General features: G+C 74.7%; 15 protein-coding genes. 11 read left to right on the plus strand and 4 right to left on the minus strand.

Going from position 1 to position 21,934, the window contains the following annotated elements; genetic code table 11:
- The first annotated feature begins 261 nt into the window (after nt 1–261).
- The 3 genes from AB0B63_RS15070 (at nt 262) to AB0B63_RS15080 (ending at nt 4,529) form a co-directional block, all read left to right on the plus strand.
- Nucleotides 262–1,911, plus strand: a complete 1,650-nt coding sequence (locus AB0B63_RS15070) for an ABC transporter ATP-binding protein (RefSeq protein ID WP_357018722.1) — start codon at nt 262–264, stop codon at nt 1,909–1,911.
- A complete protein-coding gene (locus tag AB0B63_RS15075) occupies nt 1,908–3,641 on the plus strand; it encodes an ABC transporter ATP-binding protein (protein WP_357018615.1) in 1,734 nt (577 codons plus the stop codon). The genes AB0B63_RS15070 and AB0B63_RS15075 overlap by 4 nt, the downstream gene beginning before the upstream one ends.
- Before the next feature lie 183 nt (nt 3,642–3,824).
- A complete protein-coding gene (locus tag AB0B63_RS15080; protein ID WP_208566001.1) occupies nt 3,825–4,529 on the plus strand; it encodes a VOC family protein in 705 nt (234 codons plus the stop codon).
- Nucleotides 4,530–4,565: 36 nt separating this feature from the next.
- Here the strand turns inward: AB0B63_RS15080 and AB0B63_RS15085 are convergent, their stop codons facing one another.
- Complete coding sequence (locus AB0B63_RS15085) at nt 4,566–4,865, minus strand: STAS domain-containing protein (protein WP_208566002.1); 300 nt, start codon at nt 4,863–4,865, stop codon at nt 4,566–4,568.
- A complete protein-coding gene (locus tag AB0B63_RS15090; protein ID WP_357018619.1) occupies nt 4,862–8,971 on the minus strand; it encodes a SpoIIE family protein phosphatase in 4,110 nt (1,369 codons plus the stop codon). Before AB0B63_RS15090 ends, AB0B63_RS15085 begins: the two co-directional genes overlap by 4 nt.
- Nucleotides 8,972–9,344: 373 nt before the next feature.
- Here AB0B63_RS15090 and AB0B63_RS15095 point away from each other — a divergent pair, with 373 nt between their 5' ends.
- Complete coding sequence (locus AB0B63_RS15095; protein ID WP_208566004.1) at nt 9,345–10,361, plus strand: LacI family DNA-binding transcriptional regulator; 1,017 nt, start codon at nt 9,345–9,347, stop codon at nt 10,359–10,361.
- 38 nt (nt 10,362–10,399) lie between these two features.
- Here AB0B63_RS15095 and AB0B63_RS15100 read toward each other — a convergent pair whose 3' ends face one another.
- Both AB0B63_RS15100 and AB0B63_RS15105 read right to left on the minus strand, forming a co-directional pair.
- Nucleotides 10,400–11,074 (minus strand): formylglycine-generating enzyme family protein, encoded by a 675-nt coding sequence (locus tag AB0B63_RS15100; RefSeq protein WP_307799041.1) that lies wholly within the window; start codon nt 11,072–11,074, stop codon nt 10,400–10,402.
- 58 nt (nt 11,075–11,132) lie between these two features.
- Nucleotides 11,133–12,803, minus strand: coding sequence for an FAD-binding dehydrogenase (locus AB0B63_RS15105; RefSeq protein ID WP_357018623.1), 1,671 nt, complete (start codon nt 12,801–12,803; stop codon nt 11,133–11,135).
- Nucleotides 12,804–12,899: 96 nt separating this feature from the next.
- Between AB0B63_RS15105 and AB0B63_RS15110 the strand changes: the two genes are divergently transcribed.
- The 7 genes from AB0B63_RS15110 to AB0B63_RS15140 all read left to right on the plus strand — a co-directional run bounded on the left by AB0B63_RS15110 (nt 12,900) and on the right by AB0B63_RS15140 (nt 21,809).
- Nucleotides 12,900–14,126, plus strand: coding sequence for a helix-turn-helix domain-containing protein (locus AB0B63_RS15110; protein ID WP_357018627.1), 1,227 nt, complete (start codon nt 12,900–12,902; stop codon nt 14,124–14,126).
- A gap of 32 nt (nt 14,127–14,158) precedes the next feature.
- Nucleotides 14,159–15,796 carry a copper resistance protein CopC gene (locus AB0B63_RS15115; protein ID WP_357018630.1) on the plus strand — a complete coding sequence of 546 codons (1,638 nt, stop codon included), beginning with the start codon at nt 14,159–14,161 and terminating at the stop codon, nt 15,794–15,796.
- Between the two features lie 190 nt (nt 15,797–15,986).
- Nucleotides 15,987–17,240: a kynureninase gene (gene kynU / locus AB0B63_RS15120; protein WP_357018633.1), complete on the plus strand. Its 1,254-nt coding sequence runs from the start codon at nt 15,987–15,989 to the stop codon at nt 17,238–17,240.
- An 80-nt stretch (nt 17,241–17,320) separates the two neighbouring features.
- Nucleotides 17,321–18,886: a Na+/H+ antiporter gene (locus AB0B63_RS15125; RefSeq protein ID WP_357018636.1), complete on the plus strand. Its 1,566-nt coding sequence runs from the start codon at nt 17,321–17,323 to the stop codon at nt 18,884–18,886.
- Between the two features lie 140 nt (nt 18,887–19,026).
- Nucleotides 19,027–20,265: a helix-turn-helix transcriptional regulator gene (locus AB0B63_RS15130; protein ID WP_357018639.1), complete on the plus strand. Its 1,239-nt coding sequence runs from the start codon at nt 19,027–19,029 to the stop codon at nt 20,263–20,265.
- Nucleotides 20,266–20,452: 187 nt separating this feature from the next.
- Nucleotides 20,453–20,620: a hypothetical protein gene (locus AB0B63_RS15135; protein WP_244251842.1), complete on the plus strand. Its 168-nt coding sequence runs from the start codon at nt 20,453–20,455 to the stop codon at nt 20,618–20,620.
- Nucleotides 20,610–21,809 (plus strand): helix-turn-helix domain-containing protein, encoded by a 1,200-nt coding sequence (locus AB0B63_RS15140; RefSeq protein ID WP_307799043.1) that lies wholly within the window; start codon nt 20,610–20,612, stop codon nt 21,807–21,809. Before AB0B63_RS15135 ends, AB0B63_RS15140 begins: the two co-directional genes overlap by 11 nt.
- Nucleotides 21,810–21,934: the final 125 nt, after the last annotated feature.

Here is a 21,934-nt window from a genome sequence, read left to right on the forward strand (position 1 = left end):
GCCCCCCGCCGACGATCCGAGCACAGGAGCTTGCCGGTCGCCGTACGCCGCGTCAATGCCGCCACCCCGCCGGGCACTGAGGTGTACGCCACCGCGCCGTGGCCGCGTACGGGCCGGTGCGGCCGACGGCCGGTGCGGCCGACGGCCGGTGACTAGCCTGGGTCGGTGCCTCCACGCCTGCCCCACCCGGACCCGGACACCCCGGACACGGCGGGGCCGCTGCGGTACATCTGGTGGCTGGTCCGCTGCCAACCGTGGCGGGTGCTGCGCGGGTCACTGTTCGGCACGGTCTGGATGGTGGGGTTGTCGGTGCGGCCGTTCCTGGTCGCCCGTGCCGTCGACGACGGGCTGCGCACCGGCGACACCGGGGCGTTGCTCGGCTGGGTCGCCGCGATCGTCGTCGCTGGGGCCGCGCTGGCCTGGGCGGGCATCATGCGGCACCGGACCATGACGTTCATCCGCGAGGACGCCAGCGCCCGCTCGGCGGCCGTGCTGCTGCGGCAACTCGCCCGGGTCGGGGCGGTGCTGCCCCGCCGGCTCGCCGCCGGGGACGTCGCCACCGTCGGCGGGTACGACATCGTGCGCACCTCACAGGTGCTCACGCTGACCGGCCCCGGGGTGGGCGCGGTACTGGCGTACGCGGTCGCGGCCGTGGTGCTCTGGTCGATCGACCCGGTGCTGGCGCTGGTGACGCTGCTCGGGGTGCCGGTGATCGCGCTGGTCGTCGGCCCGCTGCTGCGCCGGCTGGAGCGGGCCGAGGCGGTCTACCGGCAACAGCAGGGCGAGCTGACCACCCGGGCCGACGACATCGTCGCCGGCCTGCGGGTGCTCGCCGGGGTGGGCGGCCGGCACCTGTTCGCCCGCCGGTACGCCGCCCGGTCGCAACGGCTGCGGGCCGAGGGCTACCGGGTCGGTGCGGTGCTCAGCTGGGTCGACGCGCTGACCGCCGTCATCCCCGGGCTGTTCCTCGCCGTGGTGGTGTGGCTGGCCGCCCGCACGGCCGCGGCGGGCGAGATCACCGTCGGGCAACTGGTGGCCGTCTACGGCTACGTGGCGGTGCTCATCGTGCCGGTCTGGTTCCTGCTGGAGGGCAGCTACCAGTTGATCCAGGGCCGGGTCGCCGCCCGGCGGATCGTCGACCTGCTCCGGCTCGCCCCCGACCCGGTGGGCGGCCCGGCGACCCGTCCCGCCCCGGCCGGCCCGGCCCCGCTGCACGACCCCGACAGCGGGCTGACGATCCCGGTGGGCCGGTTGATCGGCGTCGCCGCCGACGACCCGGGCGACGCGGCGGCCCTGGCCGACCGGCTGGGCCGGTACGTCACCGGCGCGGTCACCTGGGGCGGGGTCCCGCTGACGGCCGTCGACCTCGACGAGGTGCGCTCCCGCATCCTCGTCGCCGACCACGACGGGTACCTCTTCGCCGGGACGCTGCGGCAGATCCTCGCCGGTCCACACGGCACCGTCGACGACGCCCGGATCGACGCGGCGCTGCACGTGGCGTCGGCCCGCGATGTCGTCGAGGGGCTGCCCGACGGTCTCGACGCCCCGGTCGGCGACCGGGCCCGTACCCTCTCCGGCGGCCAGCGGCAGCGGGTCCGGCTGGCCCGCGCCCTGCTCACCGACCCGGAGGTGCTGATCCTGGTCGATCCGACGTCGGCGGTGGACGCGCACACCGAGGCCCGGGTGGCGCAGCGCCTGCGGCTGGCCCGTACGGGCCGCACGACGGTGCTGCTGAGCACCTCACCGGTGCTGCTCGGGCACGCCGACACGGTCGCCCACCTGCGCGACGGTCGGATCACCGGCACCGGGACGCACACCGCGCTGCTGGCCGCCGACCCGGACTACCGGCGGCTGGTCTGGCGGACCAGCGGCACCGACGACGACGCGCCGGTGGGGCGGGCCGGACGATGACGAAGCTCCCGGTCGCGAGTGCGGCGGTGGTCCGGCGGGCCGCCCGCGACGTGCTCGCCGGTGACCGGTGGGCGGTCGTCGGGGTGCTGGCGTTGCACAGCGCCGCCGCCCTCGCCGGGCTGGCCGCGCCGTGGCTGATCGGGCGGATCGTCGACCAGGTCACCGCCGGGGCCGGGGCGGGCGCGGTGGACCGGCTGGCGCTGGCCATCGGCGGTTGCGTGCTGGTGCAGGGGCTGCTCGCCCGCTACGCCCAGTACGCCGGGCACCGGTTCGGTGAGCGGGCCGTGGCGCGGCTGCGCGAGGACTTCGTGACCCGCCTGCTCGGGCTGCCCGTCTCGGTGGTCGAGCACGCCGGCACCGGTGACCTGGCCACCCGCAGCTCGGTGGACGTGTCCACGGTGGGCACCATGCTGCGTGACGTGGTGCCGGTGCTGGTCATCGCGGGCACCCAGTTGACGCTGCTGTTCGGCGCGGTGTTCCTGCTGGACCCGCTGCTCGGCCTGGTCGCGCTCGCCGGGTTCCCGTCGATCGGGGTGGCGGTCCACCGGTACCTGCGCCGGGCCACCCCCGCCTACCTGGCCGAGGGGGCGGCGACGGCGGAGCTGACCGAGGCCCTGACCACGACCGCCGAGGGTGCCCGTACCGTCGAGGCGTTGCGGCTGGGCCGTGACCGGGTCGCCCACGGCACCGCCCGCATCGGCGCGGTGTGGACCACCCGGCGGGCCACCCTCGCCCTGCGGTCGGCGTTCTTTCCGCTGGTGGAGGGCAGCTATCCGCTCCCGATCGCCGCCGTGCTGCTCACCGGGGGTGTCCTGCTGTCGCGGGGACGGGTCAGCCTGGGTGAGGTGGTCGCCGCCGCGCTCTACCTGCAACAGGCGATCGACCCGCTGGACCGGCTGTTGCTGTGGGTGGAGCAGGCGCAGCGCGGCATCGCCTCGTACGCCCGGGTGCTCGGGGTGGGGCAGGTGCCGCCGGAGCCCCGGGGCCGGGCGGCCCTGCCCACCGGCCGCGTGGTGCAGGTGCGGGGGGCGACGTTCCGGTACGCGGGCGGCCCGCAGGTGCTGCACGGCATCGACCTGACGGTCGCGGCGGGCGAACGGCTGGCCGTGGTCGGCCCGTCCGGGGCGGGCAAGTCCACCCTGGCCCGGTTGCTCGCCGGCATCGACGTGCCCGCCCGGGGGGTGGTGAGCCTCGGCGGGGTCCCGGTCACCGACCTCGACCCGGCCGAACGCCGCCGCCGGATCGCCCTGGTCACCCAGGAGCACCACGTCTTCCTCGGTACGTTGCGGGACAACCTGGTGTTCGCCGCGCCGGGCGGCACCGACGCGCAGTTGCGGGCCGCACTGGCGGCGGTGGGGGCCGACTGGTTCGCCGACCTGCCGGACGGCCTCGACACCCCGCTCGGGGCCGGGGTGCGCGACCTGGGCCCGGCCGAGGCCCAGCAGTTGGCGTTGGCCCGGCTCGTCCTGGCCGACCCGGACATCCTGATCCTCGACGAGGCGACCGCCGCGCTGGACCCGACGACCGCCCGGCGCACCGAGCGGGCGCTCGGTGCGGTGCTGGCGGGCCGGACGGTGATCGCCATCGCGCACCGGCTCAACACCGCGCACGACGCCGACCGGGTGGCGGTGTTGGAGGACGGCCGGATCACCGAGATCGGCCGGCACGACGACCTGGTCGCCAGCGACGGCGTCTACGCGTCCCTGTGGCGTTCCTGGCACGGCCACTGACCGGCACCCGCCGGGCGCCGGCGGCTGGGGCGGGCAGCTGAGGGCGCGAGACCGGCGCGACGGGCGGGGCTGGGGCGCGAGACCGGGCTGGCACGGCGGGCGGGGATCGGGCCGTAGCGCGCTCCGGTCGGGGCCCGGCGATATTGCCTTGTCGCCGCACCGGCCGGTGTCTACGGTGCGGTGATGCTCTCGGGACCCCTGACGTTGACCCTCGACGCCCGACATCCGACCCGACTGGCGCGCTTCTGGGCCGGCCTGCTCGACCGGGAGGTCGTCGAGGACGCCACCGGTGGGGCGCTCCTGCCCGGCACGGACACCCAGCTCGGCCTCCGGTTCGTCCCGAGCCCTACCCGCAAGGCCGGCCCGAACCGGATGCACCTGCACCTGACCAGCACCAGCCCCGACGACCAGCAGCGGCAGGTGGCGACCGCGCTGGACCTCGGCGGCGCCCACCTCGACGTCGGGCAGCGACCCGAGGAGGGGCACATCGTGCTGGCCGACCCCGAGGGCAACGAGTTCTGCGTCATCGAGGCGGACAACAACTTCCTCGCCGGTTGCGGTCCACTCGGGGAGATCGCCTGCGACGGCACCCGGGCGGTCGGTCTCTTCTGGAGCGCGGCGTTGGGCTGGCCGCTGGTCTGGGACCAGGACCAGGAGACCGCCGTCCAGTCACCGCACGGCGGCACGAAGATCGCCTGGGGTGGTCCGCCCGTGGCTCCCAGGCAGGGCCGCAACCGGCAGCGACTGGACCTCACCCCCGAGGGCGACCAGCAGGCGGAGGTCGACCGACTGGTCGCCCTCGGGGCCACCCGGCTGGATGCCGGCGCGGACGGCGACATCGTGCTGGCCGATCCCGACGGCAACGAGTTCTGCGTGACGGCGAGCTGATCACCCGGGCGCCGGGTGACCCGCCGGCGGGGCGGCTCAGTCGCGGATCGTGACCGTGGTGAGTCGAGCCAGACCGGAGATGGTCAGGACGCTGTCCAGCAGCGGGTTCGCCACCACCGACAGGCGGTCGACGTGGGCGAACAACGCGGCGAGGGCGGCGCTGTCCAGGTATTCCACGGCGGTCAGGTCGACGGTCAGCCGGTGCCCGTCGACGACGGCGTCGACGATCGCCGCCCGGAACTCGTCGGCGTTGCTCATGTCGATCTCGCCGGTGACGGTCAGCACCGGTGCGCCGTCGGCCCGCAGGCCGGTGGACAGGCCCAGGGGCGTGTTCATGCGGGGATCCTCGTGTGCAGCTCGACGGTGGTGCCGGCATCGGTGGTCCGGATGTCGACGTGTGCCATCAGCGCGCGCATCAGGTTGATGCCGCGCCCCCGGTCATGGTCGATCTCGGGCACCTTCCACCGCCCCGAGTCGGCCACCGTGACGAACAGGTCCGCACCGGCGGCCACCGCATGCAGCCGGATCAGCCCGGGGCGGGCGTCGCGGTGGCCGTGCTCGACCGCGTTGGCGCAGGCCTCCCCGGTGGCGACGAGTACGTCCTGGGCGACGTGCGGGTCGGCGCCGGTACGCCGCAGCCACTGCCGCAGCGTGGAGCGCACCGGGGCCATCTGCAACCGGTCGGCGGGAAACGACAACTCCAGCGGCGCGGGGTGGCGGTAGAGCAGCAGGGCGATGTCGTCGTAGCCGCCCTGCGGGGTCATCCGGTCCATCACCCGGTCGGCGAGCTGCTGCACCCCGGCGGTGTGGTGCTCCCGCACGGCGGAGGCGGCCTGGGCGATCCCGCTGTCGAGCGACTGGCGACGGCGTTCCACCAGTCCGTCGGTGTAGAGCAGCAGCACGGCCCGGGGCGGTACGACGCTTGTCGCGTCGGGGCGTCCACCGGGGGACGGGATGCCCAGCGGGCTGCCCCGACCGGCGGCCAGCAGCTCGGTGCGACCGTCCGGGTGGGTGAGGATCGCCGGGGGGTGCCCGGCGCTGCTGTAGGTCAGCTCGCCGGTCTCCGGGTCGAGGATGCCGCAGAACACCGTGGTGCAGGACGCCCCGGGCAGCATCCGGGCGAACCGGTCCAGGGCGGTGAGCACCTGGGCCGGGCCGGAAGCCTCCAGCAGCAGGGCCCGACAGGCACTGCGCAGTTGCCCCATCACCGCGGCGGCGGGCAGGCCCCGGCCGACGCAGTCCCCGACGACGATGCCGATCCGACCGTCGGGCAGGCTCACCGCGTCGTACCAGTCGCCGCCGACCTCCAGGGGGCGGGTAGCCGGCTCGTAGCGTACGGCGAAGCCGGCGGGCAGCTCGGCCGGGCCGAGGATGGACCGTTGCAGTGCGACCGCCACCTCGCGTTGCTGGTCGGCGGCGTGCGCGCGGTGCAACGCCTGCCCGAGGGCACCGCACAGGAGCAGCAGCAGCATCTGGTCCTCGGTGCCGAAACCCCGCGCCGGGTCGAGTTCGAGCCAGATCACCAGCGGACCCTGCGGCGAGTCGACAGTGGTGCCGGCCCCGGCCGGCCGGACGCTGGTGGCCGGGTCGATGGTGATCCGCAGCGGTGGCTGCGACCGCAGCGCGGTGACGGTGTCGCGCACCGGGTCGGGCAGCTGCGCCCAGTCGATGGTCGGCGTGCCGGTCACCGCCGGGGTGCCGGCCGCCGGCCAGTGGGTGGCGAGCACCCGGTGCGCCTGCCACAGCTGGCGCAGTTCCTCCACTCCGGCGCGCAACACCTCGGTGGTGCTGGCGGCCCGGGACAACCGCTGGTTGAGCGCGCTGAGGGCGGTCTCCCGCTGCACCGCGTACCGTTCGGCGGTGACGTCGCGGATGGTGCCGACCACCAGCCGCCGGCCGTGGTCGTCGGTGACCGCGTTGAAGGCGACCGCCGTCCAGAGCCGGTGACCGTCGCGGTGCCGCTGCGGCACCACGAACGAGCCGTGGGTCACCGTCATGGCCTGGGAGAACGTGTCGGCCACCAGCCGGTGTGCCGACGGGTCGGTGGTGTCGTCGGGCCACCACGGATAGCGCGGGCGGTAGGGCAGGCCCTCCGGGCCGTAGCCGAACAGGTCGGCGAAGGCGGTGTTCATCTCCACCAACGCGCCGTCGGCGTCGAGGACGAAGAAGCCCTCCTGCAGTGAGTTGATCATCGCAGCCCGCCAGTTGGCGTGGTGGTTGCGCAACCGGGCCAGGTCGACGTTGGCCCGGACCCGGGCCAACAGCTCCTCGGCGGAGAAGGGCTTGACCAGGTAGTCGTCGGCGCCGGCCTCCAGCCCCTCGACGGCGGCCTCCTGACCGGCGCGGGCCGACAACAGCAGCACCGGCACCCCCATGGTGCGGGGTTCGGCGCGCAGCGCGGCGACCAGTTCGAGGCCGTCCAGGCCGGGCATCATCACGTCGCTGACGATCAGGTCGGGCAGGTCGGTTCGGGCCCGCGCCAGGGCGGCGAGCCCGTCGCCCACGGCGGTGACGTCGTACCGGGAACGCAGCAGCCGGTGCAGGTACTCGCGCATGTCGGCGTTGTCGTCGGCGACGAGCACCCGGGGACGGTCCGGGCCGGGACGCCCGGTCGACGGTGGTCGTGGGGCCGGCCGGTCGGCGGTGTCGTCGGCGGGCAGCCAGCGCAGCGCCTCCTGGACGAACGGCTCGGCGGTGTCCGACGGCGTCGCCGTGCCGAGGCCGGTGACGACGTGCTCGGCGGGCAGGTGGGCCACGCCGTACGACAACCGCACGGTGAAGGCGGTCCCGACGTCCGGGGTGCTGTCGACGGTGATGGTGCCGCCGTGCAGGCCGACCAGCTCCTGCACCAGGGCCAGTCCGATGCCGCTGCCCTCGTGGGACCGGGACCGGGCCTGCGGGACCCGGTGGAAGCGCTCGAACAGCCGGGGGATCTCGTCGGCCGGCACCCCGACGCCGGTGTCGGCGACCTGCACGGTCGGCATGCCGTCGCGCTCGGCGACGGACACCCGGATACCGCCCTGGAAGGTGAACTTCAGCGCGTTGCTGAGCAGGTTGAGGAGCACCTTCTCCCACATCGTCCGGTCGACGTGGACCGGCCGGGACAGCGGTGGGCAGTCGACGTCCAGGGTGAGGCCGGCGCGTTCGACCGCCGCCCGGAAGACACTGGCCAGTTCGGCGGTGAACCGGGCCAGGTCGACGGGTTCGTAGCTCGCCTGCATCCGGCCGGCCTCGATGCGGGAGAAGTCGAGCAGTGCGGTGACCAGCTTGCCCAGCCGCAACGCGTTGCGGTGCATCACCTCCAGCTCGTCGCGGACCTGCTCGTCCTGGTCGCCGAGGCGGGCCCGTAGCTCCTGCAACGGCCCGCTGATCAGGGTGAGCGGGGTGCGGAACTCGTGGCTGATGTTGGAGAAGAACGCCGTCTTGGCCCGGTCCAGCTCGACCAGTTCCTCGGCCCGCTGCTGCTGCACCTCGTAGGCCACCGCACCGTTGATCAGGGCGGCGGCCTGCCGGGCGACCAGGTCGAGGAAGGTGCGGTAGCCGTCGTCGAGGGCCCGTCCGGCGCTGGCGGCCAGGACGATGACACCGATGTCCTCGGCGCCGGTCTCGCCGTGCAGGGGCAGCACCACCGCCTCGGTGGGCGCGGTCTGCCAGCCGCCGGTGGGTAGGTCACCGATGCGGGCGACGACGTCGGTGACGTGGGCGGGCCGGCCGGTGGCGAGCACCTCGGCGACCGGCCACACCGGCGGCGCGGTCGGGTCGGACCGGTGGACCTCACCGGCCAGGGTGCTGGCGGCCGGGCGCAGCTCACCGCCGCTGGTCCGCAGGTGCACGGCCGCGTACGGCACGTCGACCGCGGACCGGCCGAGCGAACCGACGACCAGGTCACAGGCCTCGCCCACGGTACGGGCGGTGCCGGCCTGGGCGCCCAGGTCCTGCAACGCGGCGAGCCGGCGCTCACCGATCACCCGCTCGGTGGTGTCGCTGACCGCGGTGAAGACGCCGCGTACCACGCCGTCGTCGTCGTGCAGCGGGCTGTAGGAGTACGTCCAGTACGTCTCCTCCCAGTAGCCGTGCCGGTTCATCGGCAGCAGCAGGTCCTCCGACCAGGTCGCCTCGCCGGTCTCCACCACGCCCCGCAGCATCGGACCGATGATGTGCCAGATCTCGGCCCACACCTGGTCGCCCGGCTTGCCGAGGGCGGGGTGTTTGCTGCCGAGCAGCGGACCGTAGGCGTCGTTGTAGAGGAACCGCAGCTCCGGCCCCCACCACACGATCATGGGGAAGCGGGAGGTCAGACAGATCCGGGTGGCGGTACGCAGGCTCGCCGGCCAGCTCTCGACCGCGCCGAGGGAGGTGGCGGACCAGTCGTGGGCGCGCATCCGCCCGGCCATCTCACTGGTGCCGGTGAACACGGAACGCCTCGCCTGAGCCTCGGCCATCGCCGCCCTGTCCTCCCGCACGTCCCGCGCAGGGACGACCGCGTGTCCGCGGGTCGTCGCCGGCCGCCGACAGAGGTTCCTGCCGCCGGGCACCAGCATGCCGCATGGGCGGCCCGAGTCGAAATCGGGCCGGGTGGGCGGTTCGCCCCGGCCCGATTTCGGCGGACCGGTCCGCCGACCGGGGACAGGACGTACCGGATACTTCCGTTTCGAGAAAGTTTCGAGTCCCTGTCGAGCGGCGGCGGCCCTCGACACGGGCCGGCGGCGACCGTCGATGACGAGCGGTCCGACCGCCGCGCCGGCCGGCCCGACCCCCGACCTCCGAAACTTTCGGGCTATGCTGCCGACGGGCGCACGACCGAAGGAGATGGGCATGGCGGAGGACCGGGCGACGCTGTCGGAGATCGCGACCGCCGCGGGGGTGTCCGTCCCCACCGTCTCGAAGGTGCTCAACGGTCGACCCGACGTCGCCCCGGCGACCCGGCGGCGCATCCAGGACCTGCTCGACCGGCGGTCGTACACCGCCCGCCGGGCACCCTCGATGCCCGGGGCCGCCGGCCTCATCGACCTGGTCTTCCGGGACCTCGGCAGCCCGTGGGCGATGCAGATCCTCGACGGCGTCGAGGAGCTGGCCTACCGGGCGGGCGTCGGGGTGGTCGTCTCCGCCGTGCACGGCCGCAGCCGCACCCGCCCCGACCGGCGGTGGATCGAGCAGCTGTCCAAGCGCCGGTGCGACGGGGTGCTGCTCGTCCTGTCCGACCTGTCCCCCAGCCAGCAGGGCCAGCTCGACGAGCTGGGCATCCCGGTGGTGATCATCGACCCGGCGGGCCAGCCCGGCGCGGGCATCCCGTCGGTGGGCGCGACGAACTGGTCCGGCGGGGTGGCCGCCGCCGAGCACCTGCTCGACCTGGGTCACCACCGGATCGCGGTGATCGGCGGGCCGCCGAACGTGCCGTGCAGCCGGGCCCGGGTCGACGGGTACCGGGCCGCGATGAACGCGGCCAACCGCAAGATCCCCGCCGGGTACGTCCGCCACGGCGACTTCACCTCCCCGTCGGGCTACCGGGAGATGAACGCCCTGCTGGACCTCGCCCAGCCGCCCACCGCCGTGTTCGCCTGCGCCGACGAGATGGCCCTGGGCGCCTACGAGGCGCTCTACGAGCGCGGAGCCCGGGTCCCCGACGACATCAGCATCGTCGGCTTCGACGACCTCGACTCCGCCCGCTGGGCCGCCCCGCCGCTGACCACCGTCCGTCAGCCGCTCGCCGAGATGGCCGGGATGGCGACCCGGATGCTGCTGTCCCTGATCGCCGGGGAGGGGCTGGACAGCCACCGGATCGAGCTGGCCACCCCGCTGATCGCGCGGCACAGCACCCGACGCGTGCCCTGACCCGCGGGCCGACCGGAGGGTCCGTGCCGGGGTCATGGTCAGCGCGGCAGGGAACGCGCCACCCGGAAACCGACGTCGTCGATGCGCAACGTCGGGTGGCTGCGACGGCGCACCGAGGCCCGGCAGCTCCAGTGCTCGTCGAACCAGCCACCCCCACGCAGCACCCGGTAGCTGCCGTACACCTCGGCGTCGTAGACGTCCCAGCACCACTCCCAGACGTTGCCGAGGGTGTCGTACAGGCCCCACGGGTTGGGGGCGCGTCCGCCGACCGGGTGCGGCCGCTCACCGGAGTTGCCCCGGTACCAGGCGATCTCGTCGAGTGGGCCGTAGCGCGGGCCCGGGGTGCCGGCGCGGCAGGCGTACTCCCACTCGGCCTCGGTGGGCAGCCGGTAGCCGTCGGCGCCCCGGTCCCAGTCCACGCCCGCACCGTCGTCGTGCAGCCGGTACGCCGGGGTGAGCCCCTCCTGGCGGGACAGCGCGTCGCAGAAGCGCACCGCGTCCAGCCAGGACACCCCCTCCACGGGCAGCCGGTCGCCCCCGATGGCGCCCGGCCGTTCCCCGGTCACCCGGGCGTACCACCCCTGGGTGACCGGTACGACGCCGAGCCGGTACGCCGCCACCCCGACCGACCAGCGGCGCTCGGTACGCCTGTCGGACAGGGTCACCTGCCCCGCCGCGACGGTCACCAGCGCGGTCAGCGCGTCGTCGTCCACGGCCGCAGAGCCTACCGGGGGCACCGCCCGGGCCGGTCGGCTCACGGTGCCGGTCGGCTCACGGTGCCGGTCGGGTGACGGCTGCCGCTGCGGCACGGCCGGCGGTGCGGCCGGAGAAGAGGCAGCCACCGAGGAAGGTGCCCTCCAGTGCGCTGTAGCCGTGCATGCCCCCGCCGCCGAAGCCGGCGACCTCACCGGCCGCGTACACCCCGGCCAGCGGTTCGCCGTCGGGACGCAGCACCCGGGCGGACAGGTCGGTGTGCAGCCCGCCGAGGCTCTTGCGGGTCAGCACGTGCAGTTGCACCGCGATCAGCGGGCCGGCCGCCGGGTCGAGCAGCCGGTGCGGGGTGGCGACCCGGATCAGCCGGTCACCCCGGTAGCGGCGGGCCCCCCGGATCGCGGCGAGCTGGGCGTCCTTGCCGAACGGGTGGGCGATCTCCCGGTCCCGCGCCTCGACCAGCGCGGTCAGCGCGGCGGTGTCGAGCTGCGGGCCGTCGGTCTCGGCGGCCAGCGTGTTCATCCCGGCCACCAGCTCGGGCAGGGTGTCGGCGACGACGAAGTCGGCCCCGTGCCGTTTGAACGCCTCGACCGGGCCGGGTGCGCCGGGCCGGACGCGTTGCAGCACCTGCCGGACGCTGCGGTTGGTCAGGTCCGGGTTCTGCTCGGAGCCCGACAGCGCGAACTCCTTCTCGATGATCTTCTGGGTGAGCAGGAACCAGCTGTAGTCGTGGCCGGTGGCGCGCAGGTGCCGCAGGGTGGCCAGGGTGTCGAAGCCGGGGAACAGCGGCGCCGGCAGCCGGGCCCCGGTGGCGTCGAGCCAGAGCGAGGACGGGCCGGGCAGGATGCGGATGCCGTGCTGGGGCCAGATCGGGTCCCAGTTGCGCAACCCCTCGGTGTAGTGCCACATCCGGTCCGGGTTGATCACCTGCCCGCCGGCGGTCTCGGTGATGGCGAGCATCCGGCCGTCGACGTGGGCGGGTACGCCGGTGACCATCCGGGTGGGCGGGGTGCCGAGCCGGGCCGGCCAGGCCCGCCGGACGAGGTCGTGGTTGCCGCCGATGCCGCCCGAGGTGATGATCACGGCTTGGGCGTCGTGCTGGAAGTCACCGACGACCTCCCGGGAGCTACTGCGCCCCCGGGGCGCGTCGTCGGGGGCGAGCAGCGTGCCGCGTACCCCGGTGACGGCTCCTGCGGTGGTGACGAGCTCGTCGACCCGGTGCCGGAACAGCAGCGTCACCCGGCCCTGCTCGACGGCCTGCCGGACCCGCCTGGCGAACGGCTCGACCACGCCGGGGCCGGTGCCCCAGGTGACGTGGAACCGGGGCACCGAGTTGCCGTGCCCGTGGGCCGCTCCCCCGCCCCGCTCGGCCCAGCTCACCACGGGAAAGACCCGGTGGCCCATCGACCGCAGCCAGGCCCGCTTCTCCCCGGCGGCGAAGTGCACGTACGCCTGCGCCCACTGGCGCGGCCAGTGGTCCTCGGGCCGGTCGAAGGCGGCGCTGCCGGTCCAGTCCTGCCAGGCCAGCTCGACCGAGTCGCGGATGCCCATCCGCCGCTGCTCGGGCGAGTCGACGAAGAACAGCCCGCCGAACGACCAGAACGCCTGCCCGCCGAGGTTGTGCTCCGACTCCTGGTCGAGCAACAGCACCCGACGGCCCGCGTCGGCGGCCTCGGCGGCGGCGACCAGACCGGCCAGGCCGGCGCCGATCACGATGACATCCGTCTCCATGCGCCGACCCTACGTAGCGCGGTGCCAAAATGATCCGTGCCGGTGTGCAGTATTCACCGGCGGAATTGTCACCCGGATGACAAAGGATGGCCGATCGTGTCCGACGCCCTGCTCGACATCGAGCCCGGTCTCGCCGGTCTCGCGCCGTCGGTCGGCGACCGCCTGCGGGGGCTGCGCGGGCCGCTGCACGAGCGGATCCTCGCCACCGTCCGGGCCGCGATGGCCGCCCAGGGCCGGTCGCTGACCGGCGGGCAGGGGCAGGGCCTCGCCCTGGGCGTGCAGACCGCCGTCGACACCTTCGTCGACGCGGTCGCCGACCCGGCCCGGGAGCTGACCGGCACCCGGGAGGTGTTCCACGCCCTGGGGCGCACCGAGTACCGCGAGGGACACCGGGTGGACGCGCTGCGGGCCGTGCTCACCCTCGGGGCCCGCGACATCTGGGCCTTCCTGGTGGAACACGCCACCGCGCCGGCCGGCGCGGACCCCGGCCCGGCCCCGGCCGACCTGTACGTGATCGCCGGTGCGCTGTTCGGCTACGTCGACGCGCTGGCCGGAGCCGCCGCCGAGGGGTTCCTCGCCGAGCAGCGGGACACCGCCCAGGACTGGGCCACCACCCGACGCCGGCTGGTCACCCTCCTCGTGCAGCCCGACCCGCCGACCGGGGCGGTGCTGCACGCCGCCGCCGACGCGGCCCGCTGGCCGTTGCCGGCGACCGTCGCCGTGTGCAGCGTCGACGGCACCGACGCCGAACACGTGGCCCGGGGCATCGGCGCGGGCGCGCTGGCCGCCGTCGTCGGCGACGCCATCCGGGTGGTGCTGCCCGATCCCGGTACGCCGGGACGGCTCGACCGGGCCCGGCAGGCGCTGGTCGGGCGACGGGCCGCGCTCGGGCCGACGGTGCAGCGGCAGCGGGCGCGGCTGTCGTACCGGCTGTCCCGCCGGGCGCTGGCCCTGCACCAGCAGGGCGCGCTCGGCCCGGACCCGGTGGTGTCCTGCGACGAGCACCTGCTCACCCTGCTCACCGCCTGGGAGCCGGGCCTGGCCGGGCACCTCGCCGGCACGGTGCTGGCCCCGCTGGCCGGGCTGCGGCCCACCACCCGCCGGGCCCTGGCCGAAACGCTGCACGGCTGGCTGCGCCGGCAGGGGCAGGTGGTCGCCGTCGCCGAGGACCTGCACACCCACCCGCAGACGGTCCGCTACCGGATGCGGCAGCTGCGCGGCCTGTTCGGCCCGGCCCTCGACGACCCGGACGCCCGCCTCCTGCTGACCCTCGCCCTGCACCAGCACCCGACCGGTGAGCCGAATCGTTCCGGCGACGGTTGAACCATGTGATCACGAAATACGAACCACTGTGCGTGCGTACCACCCGTTCCGCCGTGCTGCTGGGGTTGCTCCTCGCGCTGCTGTCCGTACCGCTGACCCCGGCGACCCCGGCCGCCGCCCATGCCGCGCTGGTCGCCACCAGCCCGGTCCGCGACGCGGTGATCGGTGCCCCGCCCGGGGAGGTGGTGCTGGTCTTCAGCGAGTCGGTCTCCCCGGTCATCGGCCGGGTGCAGGTGCTCGGCCCGGACGGGCGGCGGGTCACCGCCGGGGAGCCGGTCGCGGACGGGGCCACGCTGCGCATCCCGGTGCGGGTGCCGGACCGGCCGCTCGGCACGTACCTGGTCAGCTACCGGGTGATCTCGGCGGACAGCCACCCGGTCGCCGGCAGCTTCGCCTACTCGGCCGGTGCGCCGTCGGCGACGCCCCCGGAGCCGGTCAGCGTGGACGAGCGCCCCTCGGGCGGGTGGACCCCCGCCGCCCGGTACGTCGGCTACCTGGGCCTGGTGCTGGCGGTCGGCCCCACCCTGTTCGGCGCGGTGCGCTGGCCGAGCCGTCGCCGCCGTCGCGCGGTGACCGTCACCGGGTACGTCGGCCTGGCGCTGGTGGCCGTGGGCACCGCCGGGACCTGGGTGGCGCAGGCCGCCGACATGGTCGGGGTGCCGGTGGGCGGTCTGTCGCGCGGTGACCTGACGGCGGTGGCAGGCAGCGACGTCGGGCCGGTGCTCGGGGCCCGGCTGGCGCTCGCCGCGATCGCCGCCGGGCTGTTGGCGGCGGTGGCCGGCGGGCGGGCCGGGCGCGGACGGCGGACGGCGCTGGCGGTGGTGGGTCTGGCCGGGCTGGTGACCTGGCCGCTGGCCGGGCACCCGGTGGCCACGCCCCTGCCGCCGGTGAGCATCCTCGCCGACGTGGTGCACCTGGCCGGGATGAGCGTCTGGCTGGGCGGGCTGGTCACCCTGGCGGTGTTCGTGCTGCGCGGCACGCACCGACGGGTGCTGGGCCGCATCCTGCCGGCCTGGTCGCGGTGGGCGACCGTCGCGGTGGGCTGGCTGGTCGCCTCCGGCGTCGGGCAGGCCGCGATCGAACTCGGCCGGCCCGGCGCGCTGGTCGGCACCACCTATGGTCGGCTGCTGTGCGCCAAGGCGGCCCTGCTCGCCGCCGTGCTCGGCGTCGCCGCCTGGCAACGCCGGGCGGTGCGCGACGGCCGGGCCGCCGACCGGCCGGGCCGGGTCGCGCGGGCCGCCTGGGTGGAACTCGCCGCCACGGCGGTGGTGCTGGCGCTGACCGCCGTGCTGGTGCAGACCCCGCCCGGTCGGACCGCCGACACCGAGGCCGCCCGCGCCACCCGCGAGGGCGTCGCGCAGACCCTGACCAGCGGCACCTACACCCTCCAGTTCGACATCTATCCGGTACGGGTGGGCGTGCCGAACTCGCTGCACGCCTACGTCTACACCCCGCAGGGGCAGCCGCTGCCGGTGGTCCAGTGGACGGTCAGCCTCGCCCTGCCGGCGGCCGGGATCGAACCGATGGCCGTGCCGGTGGAAACCCCGGAGCCGCACCACGGCAGCGCCGAGATCAGCCTGCCGGCGCGCGGGGACTGGACGATCCGGTTCACCGTCCGCACCAGCGACATCGACCAGGCCACCGTCACCGCCACCGTCCCGGTCCGCTGACCGACCGCCGACCCGCCCGGGGTACGCGGCACGGCCCGGGGGCGGCCGGGCGCTTCCCCCGCGCCGGGGCGCTGGCCTGCGGTGCCTGGGGCGCTGGCCTGCGGTGCCGGGCACACCGGCCGGGGTGGGCAGACCAGACGATCGGCTAGCCTGCATCGGCCCGGGTGTCCCCGGGCGGAGGGAGGACACCATGACCGCACCGACATCCCGGCACGTCGCGCAGGAGCGGGACGCCGCCGATCCGCTGGCCGGCCTGCGGGACCGGTTCGTGGTGGACGACCTGCTCTATCTCGACGGCAACTCGCTGGGCCGGCTGCCCGCCGCCACCGGCGACCACCTGGCCGGCCTGGTCCGCGACGGCTGGGGCACCGAGCTGGTCCGCAGCTGGCCGACCTGGATCGAGTGGCCGCGCCGCATCGGTGACCGGATCGCCGCCCACGCGCTGGGTGCCCGCGACGGCGAGGTGATCGTCTCCGACTCGACCTCGGTCAACCTCTACAAGCTGGCCGCCGCCGCCCTCGACGCCCGGCCGGGCCGGGGCACGATCCTGGCCGACGCCGAGGAGTTCCCCACCGACCGGTACCTGCTCGAAGGGCTGGCCGCCCAGCGTGGGCACACCCTGCGGCTGCTCCCCTCCGACCTCGACGAGGGGCTGGACCCGGACACCCTGACGGCGGCGCTGACCGAGGACGTGGCGCTGGTGGTGCTCTCGGCGGTGTCGTACCGCTGCGGGGCCCTGCTGGACGTCGCGGCGGTGACCGACGCGGCCCGCCGGGTCGGCGCGCTGGTGCTGTGGGACCTGTCGCACGCGGTCGGCTCGGTGCCGCTGGAGCTGACCGCCGCCAGGGTCGACCTCGCGGTCGGCTGCACCTACAAGTACCTCAACGGCGGCCCCGGCGCACCGGCCTTCCTCTATGTCCGGCGGGAGTTGCAGGAGTCGCTGCGGCAGCCGATCTGGGGCTGGTTCGGCCAGCGCGACCAGTTCCGGATGGGGGCCGGCTACGATCCCGCGCCCGGCCCGGAGCGGTTCCTGGTGGGCACCCCGCCGGTACTCGGGATGGCCGCCCTCGACCCGGCCCTGGACGTGCTGGCCGACGCCGGGATGGACCGGGTGCGGGAGAAGTCGCTACGCCTCGGCGAGCTGATCATCGAGCTGGCCGACGCCTGGCTCGTCCCGCACGGTTTCCAGCTCGCCTCCCCCCGCGACCCGCATCGGCGCGGCGGCCACGTGTCGCTGCACCACCCGGAGGCGCTGCGGATCTCCCGGGCCCTGGTCGACGCCGGGGTGGTCGGCGACTACCGGGTGCCGGACCGGCTGCGGCTCGGCCCGGCGGCGCTCTACACCCGCCACGTCGACGTGTGGGACGCGATGGACCGGCTGCGGGACATCGCCGAGCGGCGGGCCTGGACCGAGGTGCCGGCGGAGCCGTCCCGGGTCACCTGACCCGGTCCGGGCAGTTCCCGGATTCTCCCCGCCCCGCCGCCGACTTCGTACCAGCATGTCGGGTGGAGGCGGGGGGTGGCGTGGACGTCCTGGTCCTGATCGTGGTGCTGGCCGCCACCGTGCTGGTCGGCACCACCATCGGCGGCCGGTACCGGGTCGCCCCGCCGGTGCTGCTGATCACCATGGGTGGCCTGCTGGCGCTGCTACCGCCGCTGTCGGACGTGGTGCTCGAACCCGAGGTGGTGCTGCTGCTCTTCCTGCCCGCCGTGCTCTACCGGGAGAGCCTGGTGATCAGCCTGCGGGAGATCCGGGCGAACCTGCTGGTGATCGCCTCGCTGGCGGTGGCGCTGGTGGTGGTGACCATGGTGGCGGTGGCGCTGGTCGCCAAGGGGCTGGGGATGAGCCCGCAGGCGGCCTGGGTGCTCGGCGCGGTACTCGCCCCCACCGACGCGGCGGCGGTGGCCGGCCTGGCGAAACGGATGCCCCGCCGCATCCTGACCACGCTGCGGGCGGAGAGCCTCGTCAACGACGGCACCGCGCTGGTGCTGTTCTCGGTGACGGTCGGGTTGATCGTCGGTGGCACCGCGCCGGGAGTGTTCGGGTTCCTGGGCCGGTTCGTCGGCTCGGCCGGCGGAGGTGTCGCCGCCGGGCTGGTCGTCGGCCTGGTCGTGGTGCTGATCCGCCGCCGGTTGGACGACCCGCTGCGCGAGGGTGCGCTGAGCGTACTCACCCCGTTCGCCGCGTTCCTGCTCGCCGAGGTGGTGCACGCCAGCGGGGTGCTCGCCGTCGTGGTCGCCGGGCTGCTGCTGTCGTACGCCAGCCCGAGGATCATCCGGGCCCGGTCCCGGGTGTTGGCGTACGCCTTCTGGGACCTGTCCACCTTCCTGATCAACGGGGCGTTGTTCGTGCTGCTCGGCATGCAGATCCCCCGGGCGGTGAACCACGTGACCAGCACGTCCCTCGTGCGGTCGGTGACCATCGCCGCCTCGGTCACCCTGATGGTGGTGGTGGTCCGGCTGGTGTGGTTGCAGCTGTTCTCCTACGGCCTGCCGGTGGTGGGCCGGGGCGCCACGGTGAGCCGGCGGGTGCGGGTGGCGGCCGGCTGGGCGGGGTTCCGGGGGGCGGTGTCGCTGGCCGCCGCCCTCGCGGTGCCGGTGACCACGGCCACCACGCACACGCCGGTGCCGGAACGGGATCTGATCATTTTCTGCACCGCCGTGGCGATCGTGTCGATCATGCTGGTGCAGGGCACCACTCTGCCGGCGGTGGCCCGCTGGGCCGGCCTGCGCGGCGACGAGGCGCGCGGCGACGAGGTCCGGCACGCCCGCCGCCGGACCACCGAGGTGGCGTTGGCGGCACTGCCGGACGTCGCCGCCGACCTCGCCGTCGACGCGGCGGCCGTGGACCGGTTGCGCGCCGACTACCAGCGGCACCTGGACCTGGTGACGGAGACCGGTGGTGGGCCGGAGGCCGACCGGGCCCAGGAGTTGGACACCCGGCTGCGGCTGGGGGTGCTGGAACACAAGCGCCGCGAGGTGACCCGGTTGCGCGACAACAACGAGATCGACGACAGCGTGCTGCGGGAGGTGCAGGCGACGTTGGACATCGAGGAGATCCGCCTGCTCGGCCCCCAGACCGAGGACTGACCACCAGGTCGCCATACCCGTCGGGCCAATTCGGAGGGTATTCGACCGGACACTTCCTGCGCTCAACGCTGGGTGTACCGTCCGAAGTGGCAGCCGCCGCACGCGGCTGGTGGCTGCCCGTGGCGTGGGCGGGAGAGGGTATGACCGTACCGACGGTGGGTGAGCGGCTCGCGGAGATCCGTCGTATGTCGAGGCTGACCCAGGAGCAGCTTGCCGAGCGGTCGGGCGTCAGCGTTGAGGTGATCAGGAAGCTGGAGCAGGGCAGCCGGGGGACGGCCCGCCTCGACACACTGCATGCGCTCGCCCGCGCCCTGGAGGTGTCGACGTCCGCGCTGCTGGGTGACGCGTCACAGGCCGCCGCGCGGGGCGAACCGGGTCACCGGCAGTTGTCGCTGGCGGAGATCCGCCGCGTGGTGGCCCCGGTACGGGGGATCGACGGCGCTCCCCTCGTGCTACCGACGGACGAACCGCCCGACCTCGACACGCTACGACGGAACCTGCACGCCGCCGATCGGGTCTACAACGCCGGTGACTACGCGGTCGCGCTGCGGGTGGTACCGCCGTTGCTGGTGAACGTGCGTGCCGCCGTCGGTCTTGCGGGCAACGAGCGACAGGATGCCGCGTACGACCTGCTGGCCCGCACCCAGCACGTGGCGGGTGGACTCCTGATCCAGTTGCGGGCCGACGACCTGGCGCAGACGGCGTTGTCGGGAGCGCTCGACGCCGCGCAGCGGTCCGGGGACCGGGTGGTGGCGGCCACCGTCATCCGGACGATGTGCTGGCTGCTGATGCGCCAGGGGCGTATCAGCGAGTCGGCCGAGTTGGCGGTGGCGACCGCCGACGAGGTCGAGCCGCGACTGTCCCGAGCCGCACCGGCCGAACTGGCCGGCTGGGGATGGCTGCTACTGAGCGCCGCCGCCGCACAGGCCAGGGACAACCGGCCGGAGGAGGCGGCGGACCTGATCGGCGTCGCCGCTGCCGCCGCAACTCGGATCGGTGACCGGGTGCCGGCATCGGATCACCTGATGCTGGTGGGAGGCTTCGACACCGCCAAGGTGCAGATGCAGCGGGCGGAGGCGGCGGCCGTGGCGGGAGACGCGGGCCGGGTGCTGGAACTGTCGGCGCTGGTGCCGCCCGCGCCCACCATCAGCACCTCGGCCTGGCGGCGGCACCGGCTCGACCTGGCCTGGGCCTATGCCCACCTGCGGCGGTACGGGAAGGCGACGGCGGTGCTGACGCAGTTGCGGGACACCGCACCCACCTGGCTACGGCAGCAGCGGTACGCACGGGACATCGTGGAATCGATCGCCACCGGTCGCCGTCGAGCGATGACGGACGAGTTGGCGGAGCTGGCCGACCTGATGGGTTGTGCACGCTGACTGGTACATCCCGTCCGAGTCAGTGACACGCCGCCATCAGATCGTACTATTCGCACCTGTTTGATTACCCTTGGTCACGCCAACCTGTGGTCCGGTGACCTACTCGTCGATGTCGGTCACCAACGTCGGGCGCGGCGGGATGTCCCTCCACGGACATGCCGCCACGCCCCTGCCAGCGGAGGTGGGGATGCGGGACCAGGGTGACGAGCCGGCGGCGAGTCGGGGCGAGCAGATCCAGGCGGCCGAACACGAGGCGGCGAAGCAGCGGCTTCTCGCGCAGGCCGAGGCCGAACGGATACCGGCCGAGGAGACTACCCGGGCGGTGCCCGACCGGCGGTGGCGGCGTGGACAGTAGCGAGGTGTTGCCGGTGGGTCGGCGGGTGGCGTACTGGCGGGGGCGGCGCAACCTGTCGCAGCAGGTGTTCGCCGACCGGCTGGGCAAGTCGAAGAGCTGGGTGGACAAGGTGGAGCGGGGTGTCCGCACCCTGGACAAGATGTCGACGCTCCAGGAGATCGCCGCCGTGCTGCGGATCGATCCGGCGGTGCTGCTCGGTCGGGACGTACAGCCGGCCGAGGTGACCGGGCGGGCGGCGGACGTCGCGCGGATCCGGGTGGCCCTGTCCCGGTACGACATTCCCCTGGCCCGACCGACGGGCGGGCGGCCGGTGCCGCCCGTCGGCCAGGCGGCAAGGCAGGTCGCCCACGCCTGGACGACCTTCCAGCATGCCCGGTACCCCGACCTGGCAGCTCTGCTGCCTGAGCTGCTGGCCGACGTCGAGCGCAGCCACGCGGCGGATCCGGCGGGTCGGGCGGCACTTGTGGAGACATACCGGATCACCGCATCGCTGCTTGTCAAACTGGCCGTACCGGACCTGGCCTGGCTGGCGGTGGACCGGGCGATGAGCGCCGCCGCCGGTGACCCGGCCCTGGTCGCCGCCGCAGCGGTGCAGCTCGGCCAGGTGCTGCGCGCCTCCGATCAGGCCCGGGTCGCGAAGTCGGCCATGTTGGCTGCCGCGTACCGGATCGCCCCGCCGGAGATCGAGGGCGGCGCACCTGCGGAGCTGTCGCTGTGCGGCACGCTGCTCCTCCAGGCGGCCATGGCTGCCGCCAGCCACGGGGACGACGCGGCGGCGGTCGACCTGCTCGACGAGGCCGCCGCCCTGGCCGCCCCCGTCGGCGACGGGCAGGACCACCACCGGACCGGCTTCGGGCCGACCGCGGTGGCGGTGGCGCGAGCCGCCGCCGCTATCGAACTGGGCGACACCCACGGCGCGGTGACCCGGCACAAGGAGGTCACCCGGTGCGACGGCTGGCGGTGGCTACCCGTCGAGCACCGCGCCGCGCACCTGGTCGACGCGGCCCGCGCCTACCTCCAGGGTGCGGACCCGGTCAGCGCCGGCCGGGTCCTGGTCGACGCGGACCGGATCGCCCCCGCCGAGATCCGCCACCGGCCGGCGGGCCGGGACGTGCTCGCCCGGGTCGCCCGGGAGCCCGCCGCCCCGGCGAGCCTCGTCCGCCTCGCCGCCACCCTCGGCGCGGGCTGAGGAAGACCTCCCAGCAGGAGCGTGCGGGCCCTGGACAGCACCTCTCCCCCGGCCCCGAGCGCATTGACAGTCGTGTGTGGGCGGGGTTACGGTGCGGCAGGAAAGCGCTTTCACGCACCGTTGCC

The organism is Micromonospora sp. NPDC049081 (assembly GCF_040648835.1).
In the GTDB taxonomy this organism is placed as follows: domain Bacteria; phylum Actinomycetota; class Actinomycetes; order Mycobacteriales; family Micromonosporaceae; genus Micromonospora; species Micromonospora antibiotica.